Source organism: Streptomyces virginiae, from assembly GCF_040638905.1.
In the GTDB taxonomy this organism is placed as follows: Bacteria; Actinomycetota; Actinomycetes; order Streptomycetales; family Streptomycetaceae; genus Streptomyces; species Streptomyces virginiae_B.
Genome location: NZ_JBEZYV010000017.1, coordinates 90648 through 109600, shown reverse-complemented (window position 1 = coordinate 109600; position 18953 = coordinate 90648). Strand labels below are relative to the sequence as shown.

The following is an 18953-nucleotide window of genomic DNA, read 5'->3' as shown; positions in this document are numbered from 1 at the left end:
GTCGGACGCCAAGCCTTCGGGTGGGCAGGAGTCGTCTGGCCGGAAGTGGACCCCTGAATCGAACAAGAAGATTCCCTCCGGCGCGGAGACTGTCGCGCTGGCTGGCGAGGGTGCTGCGAGAGCCGCGCCCGAAGGCGGATCGACCCAGGCAGGGAAGCTCCCTGTCTGGATCGCACCAGTGAATGGCGCAAAGTCGCTACCTGTGGATGTGGGGATCCGCAGTCTCAAGGTCGAGGTGAAGGACGCGGCCAAGGCCAAGGCGGCTGGCGTGAACGGCGCGATGATCGCCCTCACGAACCCGGTGGGAGCGGCCGCGACGGACAAGGTCGAAGTCGGCCTCGACATCTCCGCCTGGGCGAAGAACGGTGGCGCCAACTGGGCGAGCCGCGCCAGGCTGGTGCAGCTCCCCCCGTGTGCGCTGACGACACCGGGCGCTGACGGCTGCACGACCCGTACCCCTGTGGACTTCCGCCGTGACGCTTCCGGCCGCTTGATCGCGGAGGTCGATGTCCGTAGCAGGGGCGCGGCCCATGCCTCCGTGCTCGCGCCGCAGTCCGGCGCGAAGTCCGCCGCGACGCCGCGGATGCTGGCCCCCCAGGATGTCGTCCTGGGCGTGGAGCCGGGTCCGGCGAGCAACCTCGGTGACTACTCCGCGACGCCGCTGCTGCCGTCGGCTTCGTGGCAGGCGGGGGCGAACGCGGGCAACTTCACGTACGGCTACACGGCCGAGATCCCGTCGGCGATCGCGGGTGCGGCGCCGAGTGTCGTGCTCGGCTACGACTCCGCCTCGGTCGACGGCCGCACGGCGTCGACGAACGCGCAGGCCGGTCTGGTCGGTGAGGGCTGGGACTGGCACCCGGGGTCGATCTCGCGCTCGTACCGGGGTTGCAAGGACGCGGGTATCAAGGACTCGGGTGACGAGTGCTGGTCCGGCGACATCCTCTCGCTGTCGATGGCCGGCCATGCCGGGCAGATCGTCCGTGACGACACCACCTGCGAGTACCGCCTGCAGGGTGACGACGGCACGAAGATCGAGCGCCTGACCGACCAGCGGAACTCGGCCTGGAAGGGCGAGGCCTTCAAGGTCACCACGACCGACGGCACCCAGTACTACTTCGGCTCCAACCGCCTGCCCGGCGGTGACGGTACGGACCCGCAGGCCGACTCCGTCTCCACCGTCCCGGTCTACTTCAACAGCGGCCAGGACAAGTGCCTGGGCGCGACCACCCCCGCCAACGGCACGTGGCAGCAGCTGGGCTGGCAGTGGAACCTCGACTACGTCGTCGACCCGCACCAGAACCTGACCTCCTACCGCTACGGCCAGGAAACCAACCACTACGCGCGCGGCGGCGGCCAGAACAACGGCACCGGCACCCCCACCGCCTACCAGCGCGCCTCCTACCCGACCTGGATCGGCTACGGCCAGCGCCTACCCGACCAGATCGCCGCCAAGGGCAAGGCCGACACCGCCGCCCAGATCAAGCTGGGCATCGAAGACCGCTGCTTCGAAGGTGCCGCCGTATGCGACCCGGCCAAGCGCAAGACCAGCCCCGCAGCGTGGGGTGACACCCCGGTCGACCAGGAATGCGCGGCATCGGGCCAGTGCCTGAGCCTGTCGCCGACCTACTTCTCCACCAAGCGCCTGGCGAAGATCGAAACCGAGGTCCTCGGCACCGGCGGCTACCGCAACATCGACACCTACCTGCTCAAGCAGCGCTTCGAGCCCTCCGGTGACGGCTCCGCGCCGACGCTGTGGCTGGAATCGATCCAGCGCAGCGCGACCAACGCCCGCCCGAAGCTGGACGTGCCGCCCGTGACCTTCGGGCAGCCGAAGCAGATCCCCAACCGGGTCGACGGCCCCGTCAAGCGCCCGAACGGCACCGAGGCCACCACCTCCCCGTTCCACCGGCCGCGCATCCAGGAGATCACCACCGAGACCGGTGGCCGGATCAACGTCGTCTACAAGGCCCCCGAGTGCTCGCGAGTGAAGGTCACGATGCCCGCCGCCGCGGACACCAACGCGATGGCCTGCATGCCGGTCAAGTGGTACCTGCCCGACCAGTCCTTCCCCGACCCGGTCGACGACTGGTTCCACAAGGTCGTCGTCCAGTCCGTCACCCAGCAGGACATGGTCGCCGGCCAGACCACCGTCGTCACCGACTACGAGTACGGCGGCGGCATCGCCTGGCACCGCAACGACTCCGAGTTCACCGACTCCAAGACCCGCACCTGGGACCAGTTCCGCGGCTACGCCACCGTCACCACCCGCACCGGCAACGGCAACAGCGCACAGGCCCCGCGCACCAAATCCGTCGCCACCTTCCTGCGCGGCATGGACGGCGACGTCCTCGCCAACGGCACCAAGCGCAGCGTGAACGTCCCCGACGCCCACGGCGGCACCATCAAGGACGAGAACCACCTTTCCGGATTCGTCCGCCAGACCGAGACCTACGACCGCGACGGCGGCACCGTCATCGCCGACGAGGTCTCCACCCCCTGGGTCCGCACCAAGCCCACCGCCACCCGCGCCCAGTCCGGCGGCATGCCCGCCATCGAAGCGCGAGTGATGAACACCGGCAAGGTCACCAGCCGCGCCAAGCTCGCCGACGGCACCACCTGGCGCGTCAGCGAACGCGCCTCCACCTACGACGACACCGCCTTCTCGCGGCCGGTCCAGGTCGACGACAAGAGCGACCTGTCCCGCCCCGATCAGCGGCTGTGCACCACCTTCACCTACGCCGCCGGCCCCGCCGGCGCGCTCACCCAGCTCGCCTCCCGCACCCTGATCCTCAAGGGCACCGGCGGCTGCACGGGACCCGCCACGGCTGCGAACACGGTCGGTGACACCCGCGCCTACTTCGACGACAAGCCCCTCGGCCAGACGGGCACGACCGCCAACCAGACCGGCACCGAGGTCCTGGAGAAGTACGACGCCGCCGGCCAGCCGGTCTACCGGCTGAACATCACCTCCACCTACGACGTCTACGGCCGCCTGGCGACCAGCACCAACAAGCTCCGCAAGGACGCCACCCACCCCGACGGCGCCGTCACCAAGACCGAGTACAAGTCCCTGCCCAACGCTCTGCCGTACGAGGTCACCCATACCAACCCCCTCGGTTGGAAGACCACCACGACCCTCGACACCGGCCGCGCACTGCCGATGAAGACCACCGACGAGAACGGTCACGTCGCCGAACGCGGCTACGACTCCCTCGGCCGGGTCACCGCCGTCTGGCAGCCGGGCCAGGACCGGACGACCGATCCGCCGGTCCGCAAGTTCTCCTACGCCATGAACGGCACGAAGGCGCCGACCACCGTTCTGAGCCAAACGCTCATGGCGAACAAGCAGACGTACGTCAACAGCTACACCGTCTACGACGGCCTCGGCCGCGTCCGCCAGACCCAGGCCCACACCCCGTCCGGGGCGAAGGGCCGGTTGATCACCGACGCCCTCTTCGACTCCCATGGCCGGCAGGTCAAGACGAGCGCCCCCTACTACAACGACGAGAAGGAACCGTCGGGCGCGCTCTTCCTGCCCAACGGCGGGGTGAACCCCGACAGCCAGATCCCGGCGCAGACCGTCTCGGTCTTCGACGGCCTCGGCCGCCCCACGGCCTCCGTCTTCCAGTCCTACGGCATCGAGCAGTGGCGCTCGAAGACCGAGTACCCGGGAGCCGACGAGGTCCGTTCGATCCCGCCGGCAGGTGGCTACGCCACGGCACGCATCAGCAACGGCACCACCTCGCTCCTGCGCCAATACAAGAGCAACAACCCGACCGGCCCTTACGACGAGACCCTTTACGAGGTCAACACCCAGGGCCAGGAACTGCGGCGCAAGGACTCCGCGGGCAACGAGTGGACCTTCGCCTACGACCTCCTCGGGCGGACGGTGAAGACCACCGACCCGGACTCGGGGACCGCCACCACTGCCTACGACGACGCCAACAACCTCGTCACCGTCACCGACGCGCGCGGCAAGAGCGCGACCACCGTCAGCGACCTCCTCGGCCGCACCGTCGCCACGTACGAGGGCAAGACGGTCGACCCGGCCAAGCAGGTCGGCGCCTTCACCTACGACACCAAGCCCAAGGCCCTCGGCAAGCCCGCCACCACCACCCGCTATGTGGGCGGTAAGTCCGGCACCCCGTACATCACCGAGATCACCGGCTATGACAGTGGTTACCGGCCCCTTGGCACCAAGGTCACCGTCCCCACGGCGGAGAAGCAGCTGGCGGGCACTTACGAAACCAAGAACACCTACGACAAGCACGGTCAGCTCAGGGCCACGGACCTGCCCGCCATCACGGCCGCAGGCCTGGAGACGGAGAGGCTCGCCTTCGGCATCGACGACGTCGGCAAGCTGTCGTCCATCGCCGGCACCATCGGAGACGTCCGCACCCCCTACGTCGTGGACGTCTTCAACGACCCGTACGGCCGTGCCATCCGCACCACGCTCGGCGAAACGGGCATGCAGGTGGTCTCGACCGTCGACTACGACCAGGCAACCGGCCGGCCCGTCCGGTCCACCCTGGACAAGCAGACCGGGACGAGGGCCAGCGTCGACGTCCTCGACTACACCTACAACCGGGTCGGGCAGCTGACGTCGATCAGCAACACGCAGGACGGGGCGGCCCGCGACCTGCAGTGCTTCACCCATGACTACCTGGGCCGCCTGACCCAGGCGTGGACCGACACCGGTACCACCACGAACGCGCCCCAGCCCAACGTCCGCGGTATCGGCGGCTGCACCAACAGCGCAGCGCCCGCGGTCGACGGCACCGGCAAGCCGAGCGTGGGCGGGCCGGCCCCGTACTGGCAGCAGTACGAGTACGACCGGATCGGCAACCGCACCAAGCTGGTGAAGAAGGACGTCAGCGGAAACGCGGCCAAGGACACGACGGTCACCCAGACCTTCGGCACCGGCCCCAACACCCCGTCTTCGGACCCGAAGACCGGCGGCGGCACGGGCGGCCCGCACGCCCTGATGAAGTCCACCGAGACCAGCACGGCCGGCACGAAGGTCACCTCGTACACCTACGACGCCGGCGGCAACACCGCCTCGATCACCAGCACCCCGGGCACCAAGACCCTGACCTGGAACGACCAGGGCAAGCTCGACAAGATCACCGGTACCGGCGAGAGCGCCGGCACCAGCTACCTGTACGACACCGGCGGCAACCAGCTCATCCGCCGCGACCCGGGCAAGACCACTCTCAACCTCGGTACGGACCAGATCACCCTGGACACCGCCACCGGCAAGGTCTCCAACGTCCGCACCTACGGCGCCCCCGGAGGCCTGTCCGTCACCCGCACGACGAGCGCGGGGAAGTCGTCCCTCTCCTACCAGTCGTCTGACCACCACGGCACGAACGGCGTTCAGTTCGACGCCACCGACCTGAACCACGTGCGCCGCCCCGCGGACCCCTTCGGCAACGAACGCGGCACCCAGCCGGCGCCGGGCTCCTGGGCGGGCGACAAGGGCTTCGTCGGCGGCACCAAGGAAGAGGCAACCGGCCTCACCCTCCTCGGCGCCCGCGAATACGACCCCGCCACCGGCCGCTTCATCAGTCCCGACCAGATCATCGACCCGGGCGACCCGCAGCAGTGGAACGCGTACGCCTACTCCAACAACGACCCGATCAACAAGTCGGACTCGACCGGGCTGAAGGTCTTCTGCGACAACTTCTCCTCCTGCGCCCAGAACACCAAGACCGGAACGACCAGCAACGTCAACGCCTCCCAGTCCGCCAACGGGGGCGGAAGCGGCGGTTCGGACGAGGCCACGAAGGAACTGAACAGGTCCAACGATGAGCTGAACAAGGCCAAGAAGCGCCGCGATGCCCTCAAGCACGCCGTCGTCGACCTGGTCATGGACCTCATCGGCTACAACGACGCCCGCGACTGCTTCACCAAGGGCGACGTCATGGCCTGCATCAACACCGCCCTCAACGCCGTCCCCTGGGGCAAGGTGGCCAAGGCCATCAAGATCGGCATCCAGGCCTTCAAGATCTACAAGGAACTGAACAAGGCCTACTCGGCCGTCGACGCCGCGGAGAGCAAGGTGTCCCGGGCGATGGCGGCGGTGACCAAGGCCAAGAAGGCCGACGACGAAGCAGCCGCGGCAGCAGCCCAAGCACGCAAGTCGGCGGACGAGAAGGCAACGACCGAGTCGGCCAGCGACAGCCCGGGCACGCAGTCCAAGGCAGACAGAGGCGACACCGACGGCGAGGCGAGCGGCGGAGGGGCTGAGGCGCGCTCCGGCGAGTCGGCAGCGCCGTCGTGCACCAAGCAGAACAGCTTCCCCACTGGCACGCGCGTGCAGATGGCCGACGGAACGAGCAAGGCCATCGAGGACGTCGAGGTGGGCGACAGGGTCCTCGCCACGGACCCCCAGACAGGCGAAACCGCGCCCAAGACGGTCACGGCGACCATCATCACCCCCGACGACAAGGAATTCACCGACCTCACCCTCACCGACGACGCCAACCCCCGCGGCCCGCCGGCCACCCTCACCTCCACCGCCCACCACCCGCACTGGAGCGAAACCCGCCGCCAGTGGCTCGACGCCGGCGAATTCGCCCCGGGCGAGCAACTCCGCAAGCCCGACGGCACGGCCCTCACGGTCCAAACCACCCGCAACTACCCGTACGCCGTCACCACTTACAACCTCACGGTCGACGACTTCCACACGTACTATGTGCTGGCGGGGGCCACTCCGGTCCTCGTCCACAATTGCGGCAACGGCTCGATCTCTAATAACAGGCCCGACGATCTGGGGCTTGAAATGATGGAGGCTGACTTCGCGGGTATTTCTCCAATGGCCGCCGGTTCCTCTGATTTCTCGCGCGCCGCATCTGAGGGTGGGGACTTCCTCTGGACAGTTGGAGAGGCAGGGAACCTGAACATGGTTCGAGCTGCACCCGGGATTCATCACACGGTAGCCAGTGGTGGTGCGCCAGTAATTGCCGCAGGGCAAGTCTCATTCCGCAATGGTGGCGCGGTGTCCTCATTCGATAACATGACGGGCCACTACACGCCACCCTGTGCTCAGTGTGCCGCCGCGTTCATCGAGCGAGGGGTCGACGCCTTCGCTGGGGCCGGAATTAGGGTTCCATTGGCAGTAATTAGGGACTATGGCGGGAGGGCTCCGTAAATGGGAGTGGAGTCTGATCTACGGGAGATCCGGAACATCCCAGTCGATGGGATCTCCGACTGGATCCACAGGCGCTTTCCTGACGGGAGCTATCCGCAATGGTGGTTGGCGGTTTTCGAATCGCTGGAGACCAGCGTAAGTCCCCTACGGGATGTGGCTTCGAGTCAGCGTAGACGCGACTTTGAAGTCAGCGTGGAGGTCGTCAGGCTGGCGGTAGCTGTTGGGGGCATCAGGTCCCCCATGGGGGCGTACTGGATCCTGCGACTCGCAGCCATCGCGCTCCGATTCACCCCGCCAGTCGCTGGCCTGCCTGAAATCCTGACGCCGGACGGGGCTGCCGAATGGGCGGTCAATCGAATTCCTCTCTCACGTGAACAGGCGCTAGCGGAGTCCGAAACCAGGAAAGCGGAGTACTTGGCCGCCGGCGAAGACTTCTTTGCGCCCGTGGGGCAGGCGATCCCCCTGAGCGGCGAGGTGGGTGTCAGATTCTCCGAATTGCATGACGTTGAACTAATTTTGTCTGCTCTTCCGTGGGTCTCTTCCGCGGTGGTGAGTGGAGAGGTCAGTCGCGACGTTGATGCCTGGCTAGAAATTCGGGATCAGTTGTAGTAGCACACCTTTCTGCACGAGAACTGCCCTGTTTCTTCGGACTACTTGGAAACCCTCGGGGCAGAAAGCCGTACCGCCATCGACATGTTGTCGTGGCGGTACGGCTGTGTTTGACGGCAACGCTGACGGCAACGTCAGCGGACGACCACTGCGGCGGGCGGGTCCCCAGGGCCGTCGTTGTCCGTGCCGAGTGCGTCGTTGAGCGTGTCGATCGCTTGGCGTTGGAGGCGGAGTCTGACGTGGGCGTAGACGCCGGCGGTGACTCCGGTGTGGGCGTGGCCGAGCAGTTCTTTGATGACCACGAGGTCGATGCCTTGCTCCAGGAGCAGGGTGGCGGTGGAGTGTCGTAGGTCGTGGAAGCGGATTCGGCGCAGCCCTGCACGGTCGAGGAGGCCGCGGAAGCGACGGGTGAGGTTGGCGGGGTCAAGCGGTCCGCCGGTTGGGGTGGTGAAGACCAGACCTCTGTCCTTCCAGCCCGTTCCGGAGACCGTGCGTTCCTTCCCTTGGCGTTCACGGTGGCTCTTCAATGACTGGACGCACCCCGTGGGCAGGGCTATGCGGCGCTCAGAGGCACGCGTCTTGGTAGGCAGCGCGGTGAGGCCGCCCGTACGGGTGCGTTGGAGAGAATGTCGGATGCCGGCGGTGCCAACGTCGAGGTCGAGGTCTTCCCAGTGGAGGCCGAGGAGTTCGCCTTTGCGGAGTCCGGTGCGTAGGGCGAGTTCGTACAGTGCGTGCAGCCGGTCGCTCTTGGCCGCTTGGAGGAGCTGCCAGGCCTCGGCTGCTGTGAGTGGTGTGAAGCGTCTGGGGCGCGGCGCGGTGGTCTTGACGTTCCGGGCGACGTTGCGTGGAGGTTCGTCCTGCTGCGGCAAGCGGCTGTCCCCGCTGACCGTGACGTACGTCCACTCCGTTCTCAAATCCGCGCTCGAACACGCAGTCCGCGAGGGGTCCAAAGCCTGCCCGAGTTGCCGGCCAGCGTACGGCCCCTGACCATGGCCGACCCCAACCCGAACAGGACACCGGCCAAAGCCCACTCCGCCGCCCTCACGTGCGTAGCCGTCTGACGGCAACGCCGACGGCAACAGGGGCGCACAACACGGCACTTCCACGCACACCCACGGACTGGCCGAATTCCGTTGACCTGCGAAAACGCAGATGACAGCACTTCAGCACGCACACGTACTATGTGCTGGCGGGTGCCACACCGGCCCTCGTTCACAATTGCGACGACGAATATCTGTACCGCGGTCTCGCCGAGGGACACAATCAGTACGACGATACACTTCAAGGCCGTGCGGTTCCGTACGGGGGACATTCAAATCCGGCGTGGCGCGTAGGAAACAATACGGGAAGTGTTTTCACTTCTTGGACCACCAACATAGGAGCGGGCCTTTGAAGCCACTGAAGACCTTGGGGGAAGCGGGATTATTTTGCGCATACGTCGAGCAGACATCAATCCCACCGTGGAGCCAAGAAGGGATATTGAAATCGACGGTAGCGAGTATGATCTCGGATACTTTGAGGATGAACATCTAATCGCCGGAACTATTTCAGCGTCGGAAGTGAGTTTCGATGGTGGAGTTACATGGAAAGCCCCAAGGCGGTAGGTGTGAAAGTCCTCAGGGAGGAACTCCTGGCGGCGTTCGATTCCGACTCTGAAGCCAGTATCGAGGTCAGGAGCGCCCTGATCGCTGGAGCAGACTTCGCCGTATGGCCGGGATTGGTCCCGTCTGTGAGGCTCCTGCACATATGTGGCAGAAGAATGAGGAGACTACAGAAACTAGGCAAACCTTCGCTGGGGTTCCCGGAATCCCTTGCGAATCTTTCTGAAATCGGGGAGCGCGACCTCCTTGTTGGCTATGTAGACGATCGAAATCGGGGTGGCTATTATTTCCAGCTACACCTCGACCCCTGCCCACTCAAAGTGATCGGATGCATTGGGCTTAAGCCTCCATCCGGGGCGACTCCCCCTCCATAAGGAACCCTTGGTGATTGGCGAGTGCAGCCCGGTCGAAGTTCTTTACGGGATTACCCCTGACGCCTCATCGGGTTTGGTAGAAATCTGATTCTGAGACGAGCCGCGCAGGCTTATCGAAGAGGAAGATGCCAAGCGTTGCCGACCGTCGCAGTTTCACAGCGCACCAGGGGCCCCAGGGATCTGTTCCGATGGGCCCCTGGGGTGTTTGACGGCAGTAGTTGACGGCAACGTCGGTGGACTTTGTCCCGCGAAGCGGTGACCCGCTGCTGCTGAAGAGAGGTATCGAGGGAGGGCCGCGCAACCACACCAGGCGTGCCTACCGGCAGCGGTCTTGAGTCGTACCTGAGTGGTCGGGGCTGTTCAGAGTTTCTTTACTTGATCAGGGCGGCCCGCTGACGCGGCCCGCGCGCGCTCCGGCCCCTCGGGGCCGCCGCCCGCTCCTGTCTCCGCCCCGCTTACCGGCGGCCCCGCCGGTCCGGGCGCGCAACAGCCAACAGCGGGGATTGTCCTGGGGCGCTGCCCCAGGCCCCGGCCCTCTCTCCGAGGGGAGGAGGCCGACCTACGAGTGCGGCTCCATCGTGGTGACGGTTGGTCGGGGTCGCGGGAGGGGTCCCTCGTCGCCCGGTCACCGGAGGCGTACCAGGAACCCCCGGGGGCCGCCAAGGCCAAGCGCAAGCGTCACCGAGTGAGCCTTGGCGGCCCCCGGAGAACCCTGGTACGGCGAAGCTGCCCGACCGACGAGGGACCCCTCCCGCTCAGGCGCCGTTCTTGCCGGGCTCCGGCCCCGCGCCGTTTCGGGCCGGCCTTGTGCCCAACCATGCGCGCCGTGGTGGGTTACCGCCCCGGTCGGGTATCTGCCGGATAGCCCCCGGTTGATACGCCCCACCGGCGTACCGTGGCGCTGGAGGTGGTGAGCGGATGACTACGGAACTGGCTGACAACGTCCGCAAGTACCGGCGTCGTGCCGGGTTGAGCCAAGAGGAACTGGCCCACGCCGCAGGCGTGTCACCGGGCACGGTGCGCAAGGTGGAACAGGGTGGAACGGTCCGCATGGAGACCCTTCACGCACTGGCCCGCGCGCTGGGCGTGACCACGGCGACGTTACTGGCCCCGGACGCCCCCGAACCCGTCGGCCGCGGGGAGGATCCGACCGCGTCAACCTGATCCAGCTTCGTGCCGCGCTCACGCCACCAGTGGACCTCACCGACCTGGGGGGCGAGGCCGCCGAGGAGGAACCGAACCTGCGTCGGTTCCGCAGGACGGTCCAGGACGGAGCCGTGCTGTATCACTCCGACAGCTACAACAGCGTCGCGTCCCAACTGCCAGGACTTTTGCGGGACGCCAACAGCGCGGTCGCCTACTACGACAGTGGCGAGGAGCACCGCCAGGCGGTCTTGGCAAGGGCCGAGGCGTTGCAGTTGGCCGGCCGGTATCTGAAGCAGGTGCGGCAGTACGACCTCGCTTATACCGCCTTGGCCGGTGCGATCACGGATGCCCGCCGCGCAGACGACGAGCTCACCGGGGCATCGGGCGTGATCGGGATGTGCTGGCTGCTGCTGCGACAGGGGCGGCTGGACGAGGCGGAGCAGCTCGCCTCCCAGACGGCCGACGTGATCGAGCCGCGTCTGTCGCGGGCGACGCCGGACGAGTGTGCGGCGTGGGGATGGCTGGCGCTTCGGGCAGCGGCTGCTGCGGGCCGCAACAACCGCCCCGACGAGGCCCGGCACTACCACCGCGTCGCGAGCACCGCGGCGTCGGCTGTGGGCCGGGAAACGGAGGTGTTGTTCGAGACGGTCGATCCGGTGCTCGTCAGGGTCGAGTGGGGGAAGTTGATCGGTGTACGTCAGGGTTCGGGGTGAGTGAAGTCGGGGCAGGGGCGTCTCGTAGGGTTCGGGGGTGAATCGAGACAACTCATCTGAATCCAGTGCCGGTCACGGCGGCGAGAGCGTCGAGGAGTTGCTGTGCGGGGTGCACGCGCGGCTGCTGCCCGTCGGGTTGATCACGCCGGAGGTCGCCGGTGGCATGCGGTACGCCCGGGTGATCGCCGACGAGCTGGTCTTCGTCTACGCCTTCGACGGGCCCACCAGCGTGCGCTCCCTCACCGACGACGACGTGGAGCGCGTCGGGATCGAGGAGTTGGGGCAGGCGGCGTACGCCAACCTGATGCGGGTGCCCGTCACGCACGAGGAGATCTCCCTGGAGGGGCATGCCGCGCTGCAGTCCGTCTTCGGCGACTCGCACTTCGTGGCCTCCAAGGCGCTGCACCTCGGGGAACTCGCGCGGCAGGTCACCCATGCGGCCCTGCCGTCCGCCGGCGCCCTCGTCGTCGTCCCCACCCGGCACCTGCTGGCCTTCCACCCGATAGCCGACGGCTCGGTCGTGGACGCCCTCAACGACCTGGCCATGTACGCCCTTGGCGCCTACGAGGACGGCCCCGGGCGCCTGTCGCCGCGGGTCTACTGGTGGCACCGGGGCGGTCTGACCTCCCTCACGGTCGTCGACGAGGACACGCGCACGCTGTCGCTCAAGCCGCCGCAGGAGCTGCTCGCTTTGATGGAGGGCCTGGTCCGCCTCGATCGCGCCGGCCGGATCGCCACCCCCGCCGCGGACGGAGCCGCCCCGGATCCGGTCGCACTGACGCGTGCGACCGTCGAGTCCGTAGCGCGGCTCGCGGAGGATCCGTCGGGGCTGGGTGACGCCTTCGCCTCGGCCTTGGCGTTGGCCCATGTCCGCTGCACCGCCGATCCCGTCGTGTCCGAGCTCGACACGTGGGACGCCTGGGCGACGGCCGTGCGGCTCGGCTCCGCGCTGTTCACCGGATCCGAGTCGGAGCAGTGGTACCTGGGGGAGGAGAACACCCTCCGGTTGCCCGCCGCGGCCGCCGCCCCGCCCGCCGATGCCCGCGCCTGGCTCGACGCCGTCTACCTCGCGCTCACCTGCCGCGCGCACGACCGGGTGGCCCGGCTGTGCCGGGTCCCGCTGGAGACGCTGCGGGAGGACGACACCGTCGACGCCTACGTCCTGCACTGGGTCGACACCCTGCAGACCTACCTCTCCGGCGGCACCGGCGACGCGGTCGTGGAGAAGCTGCTCGCCACCATGCAGGCGTCCCTGCCCGAGTCGCTGACCCACTCCCCGGACGAGTTCGTGAACCGCGTCGACTACCAGCCGGTCGCGCTCTTCCACCGCCTCTTCACCCGGGACCACGAGGCCTTCGGGGAGGCGCTCACCGAGGCCCTCGCGGAACACGGCGGCTACTGGGCTGAGTCGGCGGCGCCGCGCGCCCGGGTGGCGCTCGGCCCGCTCGCCATGGCCTGCCTCGCCCACGACCAGGGATTCCCGATCGATCCGGAACGGCTGCCGCACCTGCCCAGGTACCTCGTCGACGGCAAGAGGATCGAGGACATCTCCTGACACACCGGCGGCGTGCCGCAGCGCGAGGTGATTGTCCGATTGCGTTAGGTTTGCCCGCGTATGAGGTGCTGATGTTCCTGGAAGGACACTCATGGCGATCGAACTGGACAAGGTGCTCGACAAGGCGTGGGCCGACAAGTCGCTGGCCGATGTGCTGGCCGCGCCCGTGGCCGCGCTCAAGGGCGTCAGCGAGAAGGACGGCGAACTCCTCCACGAGGCGTTCGGCGTCAAGACCGTCGCCGATTTCGGGCAGCTGAAGTACGTGCGCTGGGCGCAGGCCCTCGTCGCGCTGAACCAGACCGTCAAGGCGTAGCCGGCCGGCGGTGCGCGTACTCGGGGTACGCGGCTCCGACGGCGGGAAGGCCGTTCTCCCCACCCGCTGAAGGGGTGGGGAGAACGGCCTTCGTCGTGCGTCCGGCGAGCGGCGGACCTACTCCGACTCACCCTCCAGGTTGCCCTCGGTGTCCAGGTACACCTGGCGCAGCGCTTCGAGGATCTGCGCGTCCGGCTTCTCCCACATGCCGCGCGACTCGGCTTCGAGGAGGCGCTCCGCGATGCCGTGCAGGGCCCACGGGTTCGCCTCCTCCAGGAAGGCTCGGTTGACCGGGTCCAGGACGTACGTCTCGGTCAGCTTGTCGTACATCCAGTCCGCGACCACGCCCGTCGTGGCGTCGTAGCCGAAGAGGTAGTCGACCGTGGCCGCGAGCTCGAAGGCACCCTTGTAGCCGTGGCGGCGCATCGCCTCGATCCACTTCGGGTTCACGACGCGGGCGCGGAAGACGCGCGAGGTCTCCTCGACCAGGGTGCGGGTCTTGACCGTCTCCGGGCGGGTGGAGTCGCCGATGTACGCCTCGGGGGCCGTGCCGCGCAGTGCGCGGACCGTGGCCACCATGCCGCCGTGGTACTGGAAGTAGTCGTCCGAGTCGGCGATGTCGTGCTCGCGGGTGTCCGTGTTCTTCGCCGCGACCGTGATCCGCTTGTAGGCCGTCTCCATCTCGTCCCGGGCGGGGCGTCCTTCGAGGCCGCGGCCGTAGGCGTAGCCGCCCCACACCGTGTACACCTCCGCGAGGTCGGCGTCCGTACGCCAGTCGCGGGAGTCGATCAGCTGGAGGATGCCCGCCCCGTACGTCCCCGGGCGCGAGCCGAAGATACGGGTCGTCGCGCGGCGCTCGTCACCGTGCAGGGCCAGGTCCGCCTGGGCGTGCGCGCGGACGTAGTTGTCGGACTCCGGCTCGTCCAGCGAGGCCGCGAGCCGCACCGCGTCGTCGAGCAGGCCGATCACGTGCGGGAACGCGTCGCGGAAGAAGCCCGAGATGCGCAGTGTCACGTCGATCCGCGGCCGGCCCAGCTCCTGGAGCCCGATCGGCTCCAGCCCGGTCACGCGGCGCGAGGCCTCGTCCCAGACCGGGCGGACGCCGAGCAGCGCGAAGACCTCGGCGACGTCGTCGCCCGCCGTGCGCATCGCGCTCGTGCCCCACAGGGACAGCCCGACCGAGGCCGGCCACTCGCCGTTGTCGGTGCGGTAGCGCGTGAGCAGGGAGTCGGCCAGGGCCTGGCCCGTCTCCCACGCGAGGCGGGACGGAACGGCCTTGGGGTCGACGGAGTAGAAGTTGCGGCCCGTCGGCAGGACGTTGACCAGGCCGCGCAGCGGCGAGCCCGAGGGGCCCGCCGGGACGAACCGGCCGTCCAGGGCCGCGACCACGTGCGCGATCTCGTCCGTGGTGCCCGCCAGGCGCGGCACCACCTCGTTCGCGGCGAAGGTCAGGACCGCCGCCACCTGCGCCGAGTGGTCCGCCGCGACCGCGGGGACCGCCGACGGGTCCCAGTTCGCGTCCTCCATCGCCTGCACCAGTGCGCGGGCCGTCTCCTCGACGGCGTCCGCCGAAGTACGGGTGGCCGCGGACTCGTCCAGGCCGAGCGCCTCGCGCAGACCCGGAAGGGCCGCGGTGCCGCCCCAGATCTGCCGGGCGCGCAGGATGGCGAGGACCAGGTTGACCCGGGCCTCACCCGTCGGCGCTCCGCCCAGGACGTGCAGACCGTCGCGGATCTGGGCGTCCTTGACCTCGCACAGCCAGCCGTCGACGTGCAGCAGGAAGTCGTCGAAGCCGTCGTCGTCCGGACGCTCCTGCAGACCCAGGTCGTGGTCGAGCTTCGCCGCCTGGATCAGGGTCCAGATCTGCGCGCGGATGGCCGGCAGCTTCGCCGGGTCCATCGCCGAGATCTGGGCGTACTCGTCCAGGTGCTGCTCCAGCCGCGCGATGTCGCCGTACGACTCCGCGCGTGCCATCGGCGGCACCAGGTGGTCGACCAGGGTGGCGTGTACGCGGCGCTTGGCCTGGGTGCCCTCGCCCGGGTCGTTGACCAGGAAGGGGTAGACCAGCGGCAGGTCACCGAGGGCGGCGTCCGGGGCGCAGGCCGCGGACAGGCCCGCGTTCTTGCCGGGCAGCCACTCCAGGTTGCCGTGCTTGCCCAGGTGGATCATCGCGTCCGCGCCGAAGCCGCCGTCCTCCGCGCGCGCCTGGATCCACCGGTACGCGGCCAGGTAGTGGTGCGAGGGCGGCAGATCGGGGTCGTGGTAGATGGCGATCGGGTTCTCGCCGAAGCCGCGCGGCGGCTGGATGAGGATGAGGAGGTTCCCGCGGCGCAGGGCGGCGAGGACGATGTCGCCCTCCGGGTTCGCGGAACGGTCCACGAACATGTTGCCCGGGGCCTCGCCCCAGTGCTCCTCGACGCTGCCCCGCAGCTCGGCCGGGAGCTCGGCGAACCAGCGCTTGTAGTCGGCGGCGGGGATGCGGACGGGGTTGCGGGCCAGCTGTTCCTCGGTGAGCCAGTCCTGGTCGTGGCCGCCGGCCTCGATCAGGGCGCGGATCAGCTCGTCGCCGTCGCCCGAGACCAGGCCGGGGATCTCGGTGACCGGGCCGAAGTCGTAGCCCTCGGCGATCAGGGTGCGCAGCAGTTCCACCGCGCTGGCCGGGGTGTCCAGGCCGACCGCGTTGCCGATGCGGGAGTGCTTGGTCGGGTACGCCGAGAGGACGAGGGCGATCTTCTTGTCGCGGCGCTCGATGTGACGCAGCCGGGCGTGGCGTACGGCGATGCCCGCGACCCGGGCGGCCCGCTCGGGGTCGGCCACGTAGGCGGGCAGGCCGTCCTCGTCGAGCTCCTTGAAGGAGAACGGGACGGTGATCAGACGGCCGTCGAACTCGGGCACGGCGACCTGGGTCGCGGCGTCCAGTGGCGAGAGGCCCTCGTCGTTCTCATCCCAGGCGGCGCGGGAGCCGGTCAGGCACAGGGCCTGGAGGATCGGAACGTCGAGCGCGGCGAGCGCGCCCGCGTCCCAGGACTCGTCGTCCCCGCCCGCGGAGGCCGTGGCCGGCTTGGTGCCGCCGGCCGCGAGGACGGTGGTGACGACCGCGTCCGCGGAACACAGGGCCTCGATGAGCTCCGGCTCGGGGCTGCGCAGGGAGGAGACGTAGAGGGGGACCGGCCGGGCCCCGTGGGCCTCGACGGCCTCGCAGAGGGCGTGCACGAAGCCGGTGTTGCCGCTCATCTGGTGCGCGCGGTAGTAGAGCACGGCGACCTCGGGGCCGTCGGTCCGCCGCGCGGTGCGCTCCAGGGGGCCCCAGGTGGGGGCGGCGGCGGGCGGCTCGAACCCGTGACCGGTGAGCAGGACGGTGTCGGAGAGGAACCGGGCCAGCTGTTCGAGATTGGCCGGGCCGCCGTGCGCGAGGTAGGCGTGTGCCTCGGCCGCGATGCCGATCGGGACCGTGGAGGCCTCCATCAGCTGGGCGTCCGGGGCCTGTTCACCGGTCAGGACCACGACCGGGCGGGTCTGGCCGGGGGACAGCAGCAGGTCCAGGCCGTCCTGCCAGGCGCGCAGGCCGCCGAGGAGGCGTACGACGACCAGGTCGGCCCCGTCGAGGAGGCCGGGGAGGTCGTCGAGGGGAAGGCGGGAGGGGTTCGCGAACCGGTACGGGACGGGGGCGTCCGCCGTGTTCGCTGCGCGAGCGCTGAGCAGATCGGTGTCGGACGTCGACAGCAGCAGGATCATGCGGCGGCAGGCCTTCCTCGGGGTTTCCGCGCCCCGGGCAGTGAGGACAGCGGGAGTTCCTGACTCACCCGGCCGTGTGGCTCTGCCGGGTTCACAGTGGCGGGACCGCGCCGGATTCGCACCGGGCTTCCTCCCATGTCGCCGTCCTCGGCGACGGCGGACCGTGCGGGCCGCCGGTGGTCATCCTAGGTGGCGTTTGCGGTGGTCGGGAGTGGGGGTGGCCGGTGGCTCCGCCGGTGGCTCCGCCGGCCGGGGCGGGGTGGCGTGTCGGGTGCGGCTCGGCCAGGGGGCTCCGCCGGTGGCTCCGCCGGTTCGGGCGGGGTGGTCGCGTCGGGTGCGGCTCGGTTGCGGGGGCTCTGCCCCCGGACCCCCGCGCCTCAAACGCCGGCGGGGCTGGGATCTGCGCGGCGGCTGGATCCGCGCGGCTGTGGCGCCGGCCGTCGGGCGGGGGTGGCGGTGGACACAGTTCCGGGGAGGGGAATCGTGGGTATGCTCGCCGCCATGCCCCAGCCCCCCTCCGCCGTATCGCGGGACGAACCCGTCATACGGGACCGCGGTGACGCCTGCCCCGGCGCGCTCCGGCTGCACGCGGCGGACGACGGGTACCTCGCACGCGTCCGGATCCCCGGCGGCGCGCTGACCGCGCATCAGGCCTCGCTCCTCGCGTCGGCCGCCGACCGGTTCGGCGACGGGCACCTGGAACTCACCTCCCGCGGCAACCTCCAGCTGCGCGGCCTCGCCGACGGCTGCGGCAACGGCCTCGCGGAGCTGCTCGACGCCGCCGGACTGCTGCCCGCGCCCGGCCACGAACGCGTACGCAACATCGTGGCCACCCCGACCTCGCAGGACGTACTGCCCTGGGTGCGCGAGTTGGACCGGCTCCTGTGCGCGAACGCCCGCGTCACCGCGCTGTCCGGCCGCTTCCTCTTCGCGCTCGACGACGGCCGGGGGGACGTGGCCGCCCTGGAACCCGACGTCACCGTGCTCGGGCGGCCCGGCGAACGGGCCCTGGTGCGCCTCGGGGCCGCCGCCGGGGCGGTGGCCGTCGCCGCGCGGGAAGCGCCGCGGGCCGCGCTGCTCGCCGCCGAGTACTTCCTCGACGCCGTGGACGCGGCCGGCACCCGGGCCTGGCGGGTCGCCGAACTTCCCGCCGGACACGCCCTGGACGACGGGGAGTTCGCGGCCCGGCTGGCCGCCGCCGGCATCGACGCGGTCCGCGTGCCCGCCGTGGACTGGCCGTACTGCGCCCCGCCCCTGCCCGGCCCGCACGATCCCCTGTGCGTGCTGCCTCCGTTCGGCCGGCTGAGCACCGACCAGTGGAGGGTCCTCGTACAGGTGGCCGAGCGCGGCGACGGGATGCGCATCACCCCGTGGCGCACCGTCGTGCTCCCGGGCGCCTCGGACCCGGCCCTGCCGGCCGGCGCGGGGCTGGTCGTCTCACCGGACAGCCCCTGGCTGTCCGTCACCGCCTGTACGGGGCGCCCCGGTTGTGCGAAGTCCCTCGCGGACGTACGCGCCGACGCGCGCGCCGTGGTGGACCGGGCGCGGGGGCCGCTGCCCGTGCACTGGTCCGGCTGCGAGCGCCGGTGCGGCCACCCGCGGGGCACGCAGTGGGTGGACGCGCTCGCCACCGCCGACGGATACCGGCTCTCCGCGCACGGGCGCACCCTGCCGAACCGGCCAGACCTGGCGGCCGCCCTGACGGCCGCACGCGAGAACACCTCATCACCCCAGAGTCCGAAGACGCAGTGAAG

Annotated in this window: 9 protein-coding genes, 1 pseudogene and 1 riboswitch; of the genes and pseudogenes, 8 read left to right on the top strand and 2 right to left on the bottom strand. The window is 69.4% G+C overall.

What is annotated here, in order from left to right:
* The first annotated feature begins 208 nt into the window (after window positions 1–208).
* Both AB0F82_RS23100 and AB0F82_RS23095 read left to right on the top strand, forming a co-directional pair.
* The gene (locus tag AB0F82_RS23100) at window positions 209–7153 is read left to right on the top strand and encodes a polymorphic toxin-type HINT domain-containing protein (RefSeq protein WP_362630866.1); all 6945 of its coding nucleotides are present in this window, start codon (window positions 209–211) and stop codon (window positions 7151–7153) included.
* 240 nt (window positions 7154–7393) lie between these two features.
* The gene (locus AB0F82_RS23095) at window positions 7394–7762 is read left to right on the top strand and encodes a hypothetical protein (protein ID WP_362630863.1); all 369 of its coding nucleotides are present in this window, start codon (window positions 7394–7396) and stop codon (window positions 7760–7762) included.
* A gap of 134 nt (window positions 7763–7896) precedes the next feature.
* Here AB0F82_RS23095 and AB0F82_RS23090 read toward each other — a convergent pair.
* Window positions 7897–8625 (bottom strand): annotated as a pseudogene (locus AB0F82_RS23090) (tyrosine-type recombinase/integrase); the annotation flags it as partial.
* 719 nt (window positions 8626–9344) lie between these two features.
* Between AB0F82_RS23090 and AB0F82_RS23085 the strand changes: the two are divergent.
* The 5 genes from AB0F82_RS23085 (at window position 9345) to AB0F82_RS23065 (ending at window position 13464) form a co-directional block, all read left to right on the top strand.
* Complete coding sequence (locus AB0F82_RS23085) at window positions 9345–9737, top strand: hypothetical protein (RefSeq protein WP_362630860.1); 393 nt, start codon at window positions 9345–9347, stop codon at window positions 9735–9737.
* A 918-nt stretch (window positions 9738–10655) separates the two neighbouring features.
* Window positions 10656–10901 carry a helix-turn-helix domain-containing protein gene (locus tag AB0F82_RS23080; RefSeq protein ID WP_362630857.1) on the top strand — a complete coding sequence of 82 codons (246 nt, stop codon included), beginning with the start codon at window positions 10656–10658 and terminating at the stop codon, window positions 10899–10901.
* A gap of 29 nt (window positions 10902–10930) precedes the next feature.
* On the top strand, window positions 10931–11596 hold the full coding sequence (locus tag AB0F82_RS23075) for a hypothetical protein (RefSeq protein WP_362630855.1): 666 nt from the start codon (window positions 10931–10933) through the stop codon (window positions 11594–11596).
* A 37-nt stretch (window positions 11597–11633) separates the two neighbouring features.
* Window positions 11634–13151 carry an immunity 49 family protein gene (locus AB0F82_RS23070; RefSeq protein ID WP_362630852.1) on the top strand — a complete coding sequence of 506 codons (1518 nt, stop codon included), beginning with the start codon at window positions 11634–11636 and terminating at the stop codon, window positions 13149–13151.
* Window positions 13152–13242: 91 nt separating this feature from the next.
* Complete coding sequence (locus AB0F82_RS23065; protein ID WP_362630849.1) at window positions 13243–13464, top strand: hypothetical protein; 222 nt, start codon at window positions 13243–13245, stop codon at window positions 13462–13464.
* A gap of 117 nt (window positions 13465–13581) precedes the next feature.
* Here AB0F82_RS23065 and cobN read toward each other — a convergent pair whose 3' ends face one another.
* Complete coding sequence (gene cobN / locus AB0F82_RS23060; protein ID WP_362630846.1) at window positions 13582–17199, bottom strand: cobaltochelatase subunit CobN; 3618 nt, start codon at window positions 17197–17199, stop codon at window positions 13582–13584.
* Between the two features lie 46 nt (window positions 17200–17245).
* A riboswitch (cobalamin riboswitch) is annotated at window positions 17246–17364 on the bottom strand.
* A gap of 336 nt (window positions 17365–17700) precedes the next feature.
* On the opposite strand from cobN, the gene AB0F82_RS23055 reads away from it, so the two are divergent.
* Window positions 17701–18951 (top strand): cobalamin biosynthesis protein CobG, encoded by a 1251-nt coding sequence (locus AB0F82_RS23055; protein ID WP_436842135.1) that lies wholly within the window; start codon window positions 17701–17703, stop codon window positions 18949–18951.
* Window positions 18952–18953 lie beyond the last annotated feature (2 nt).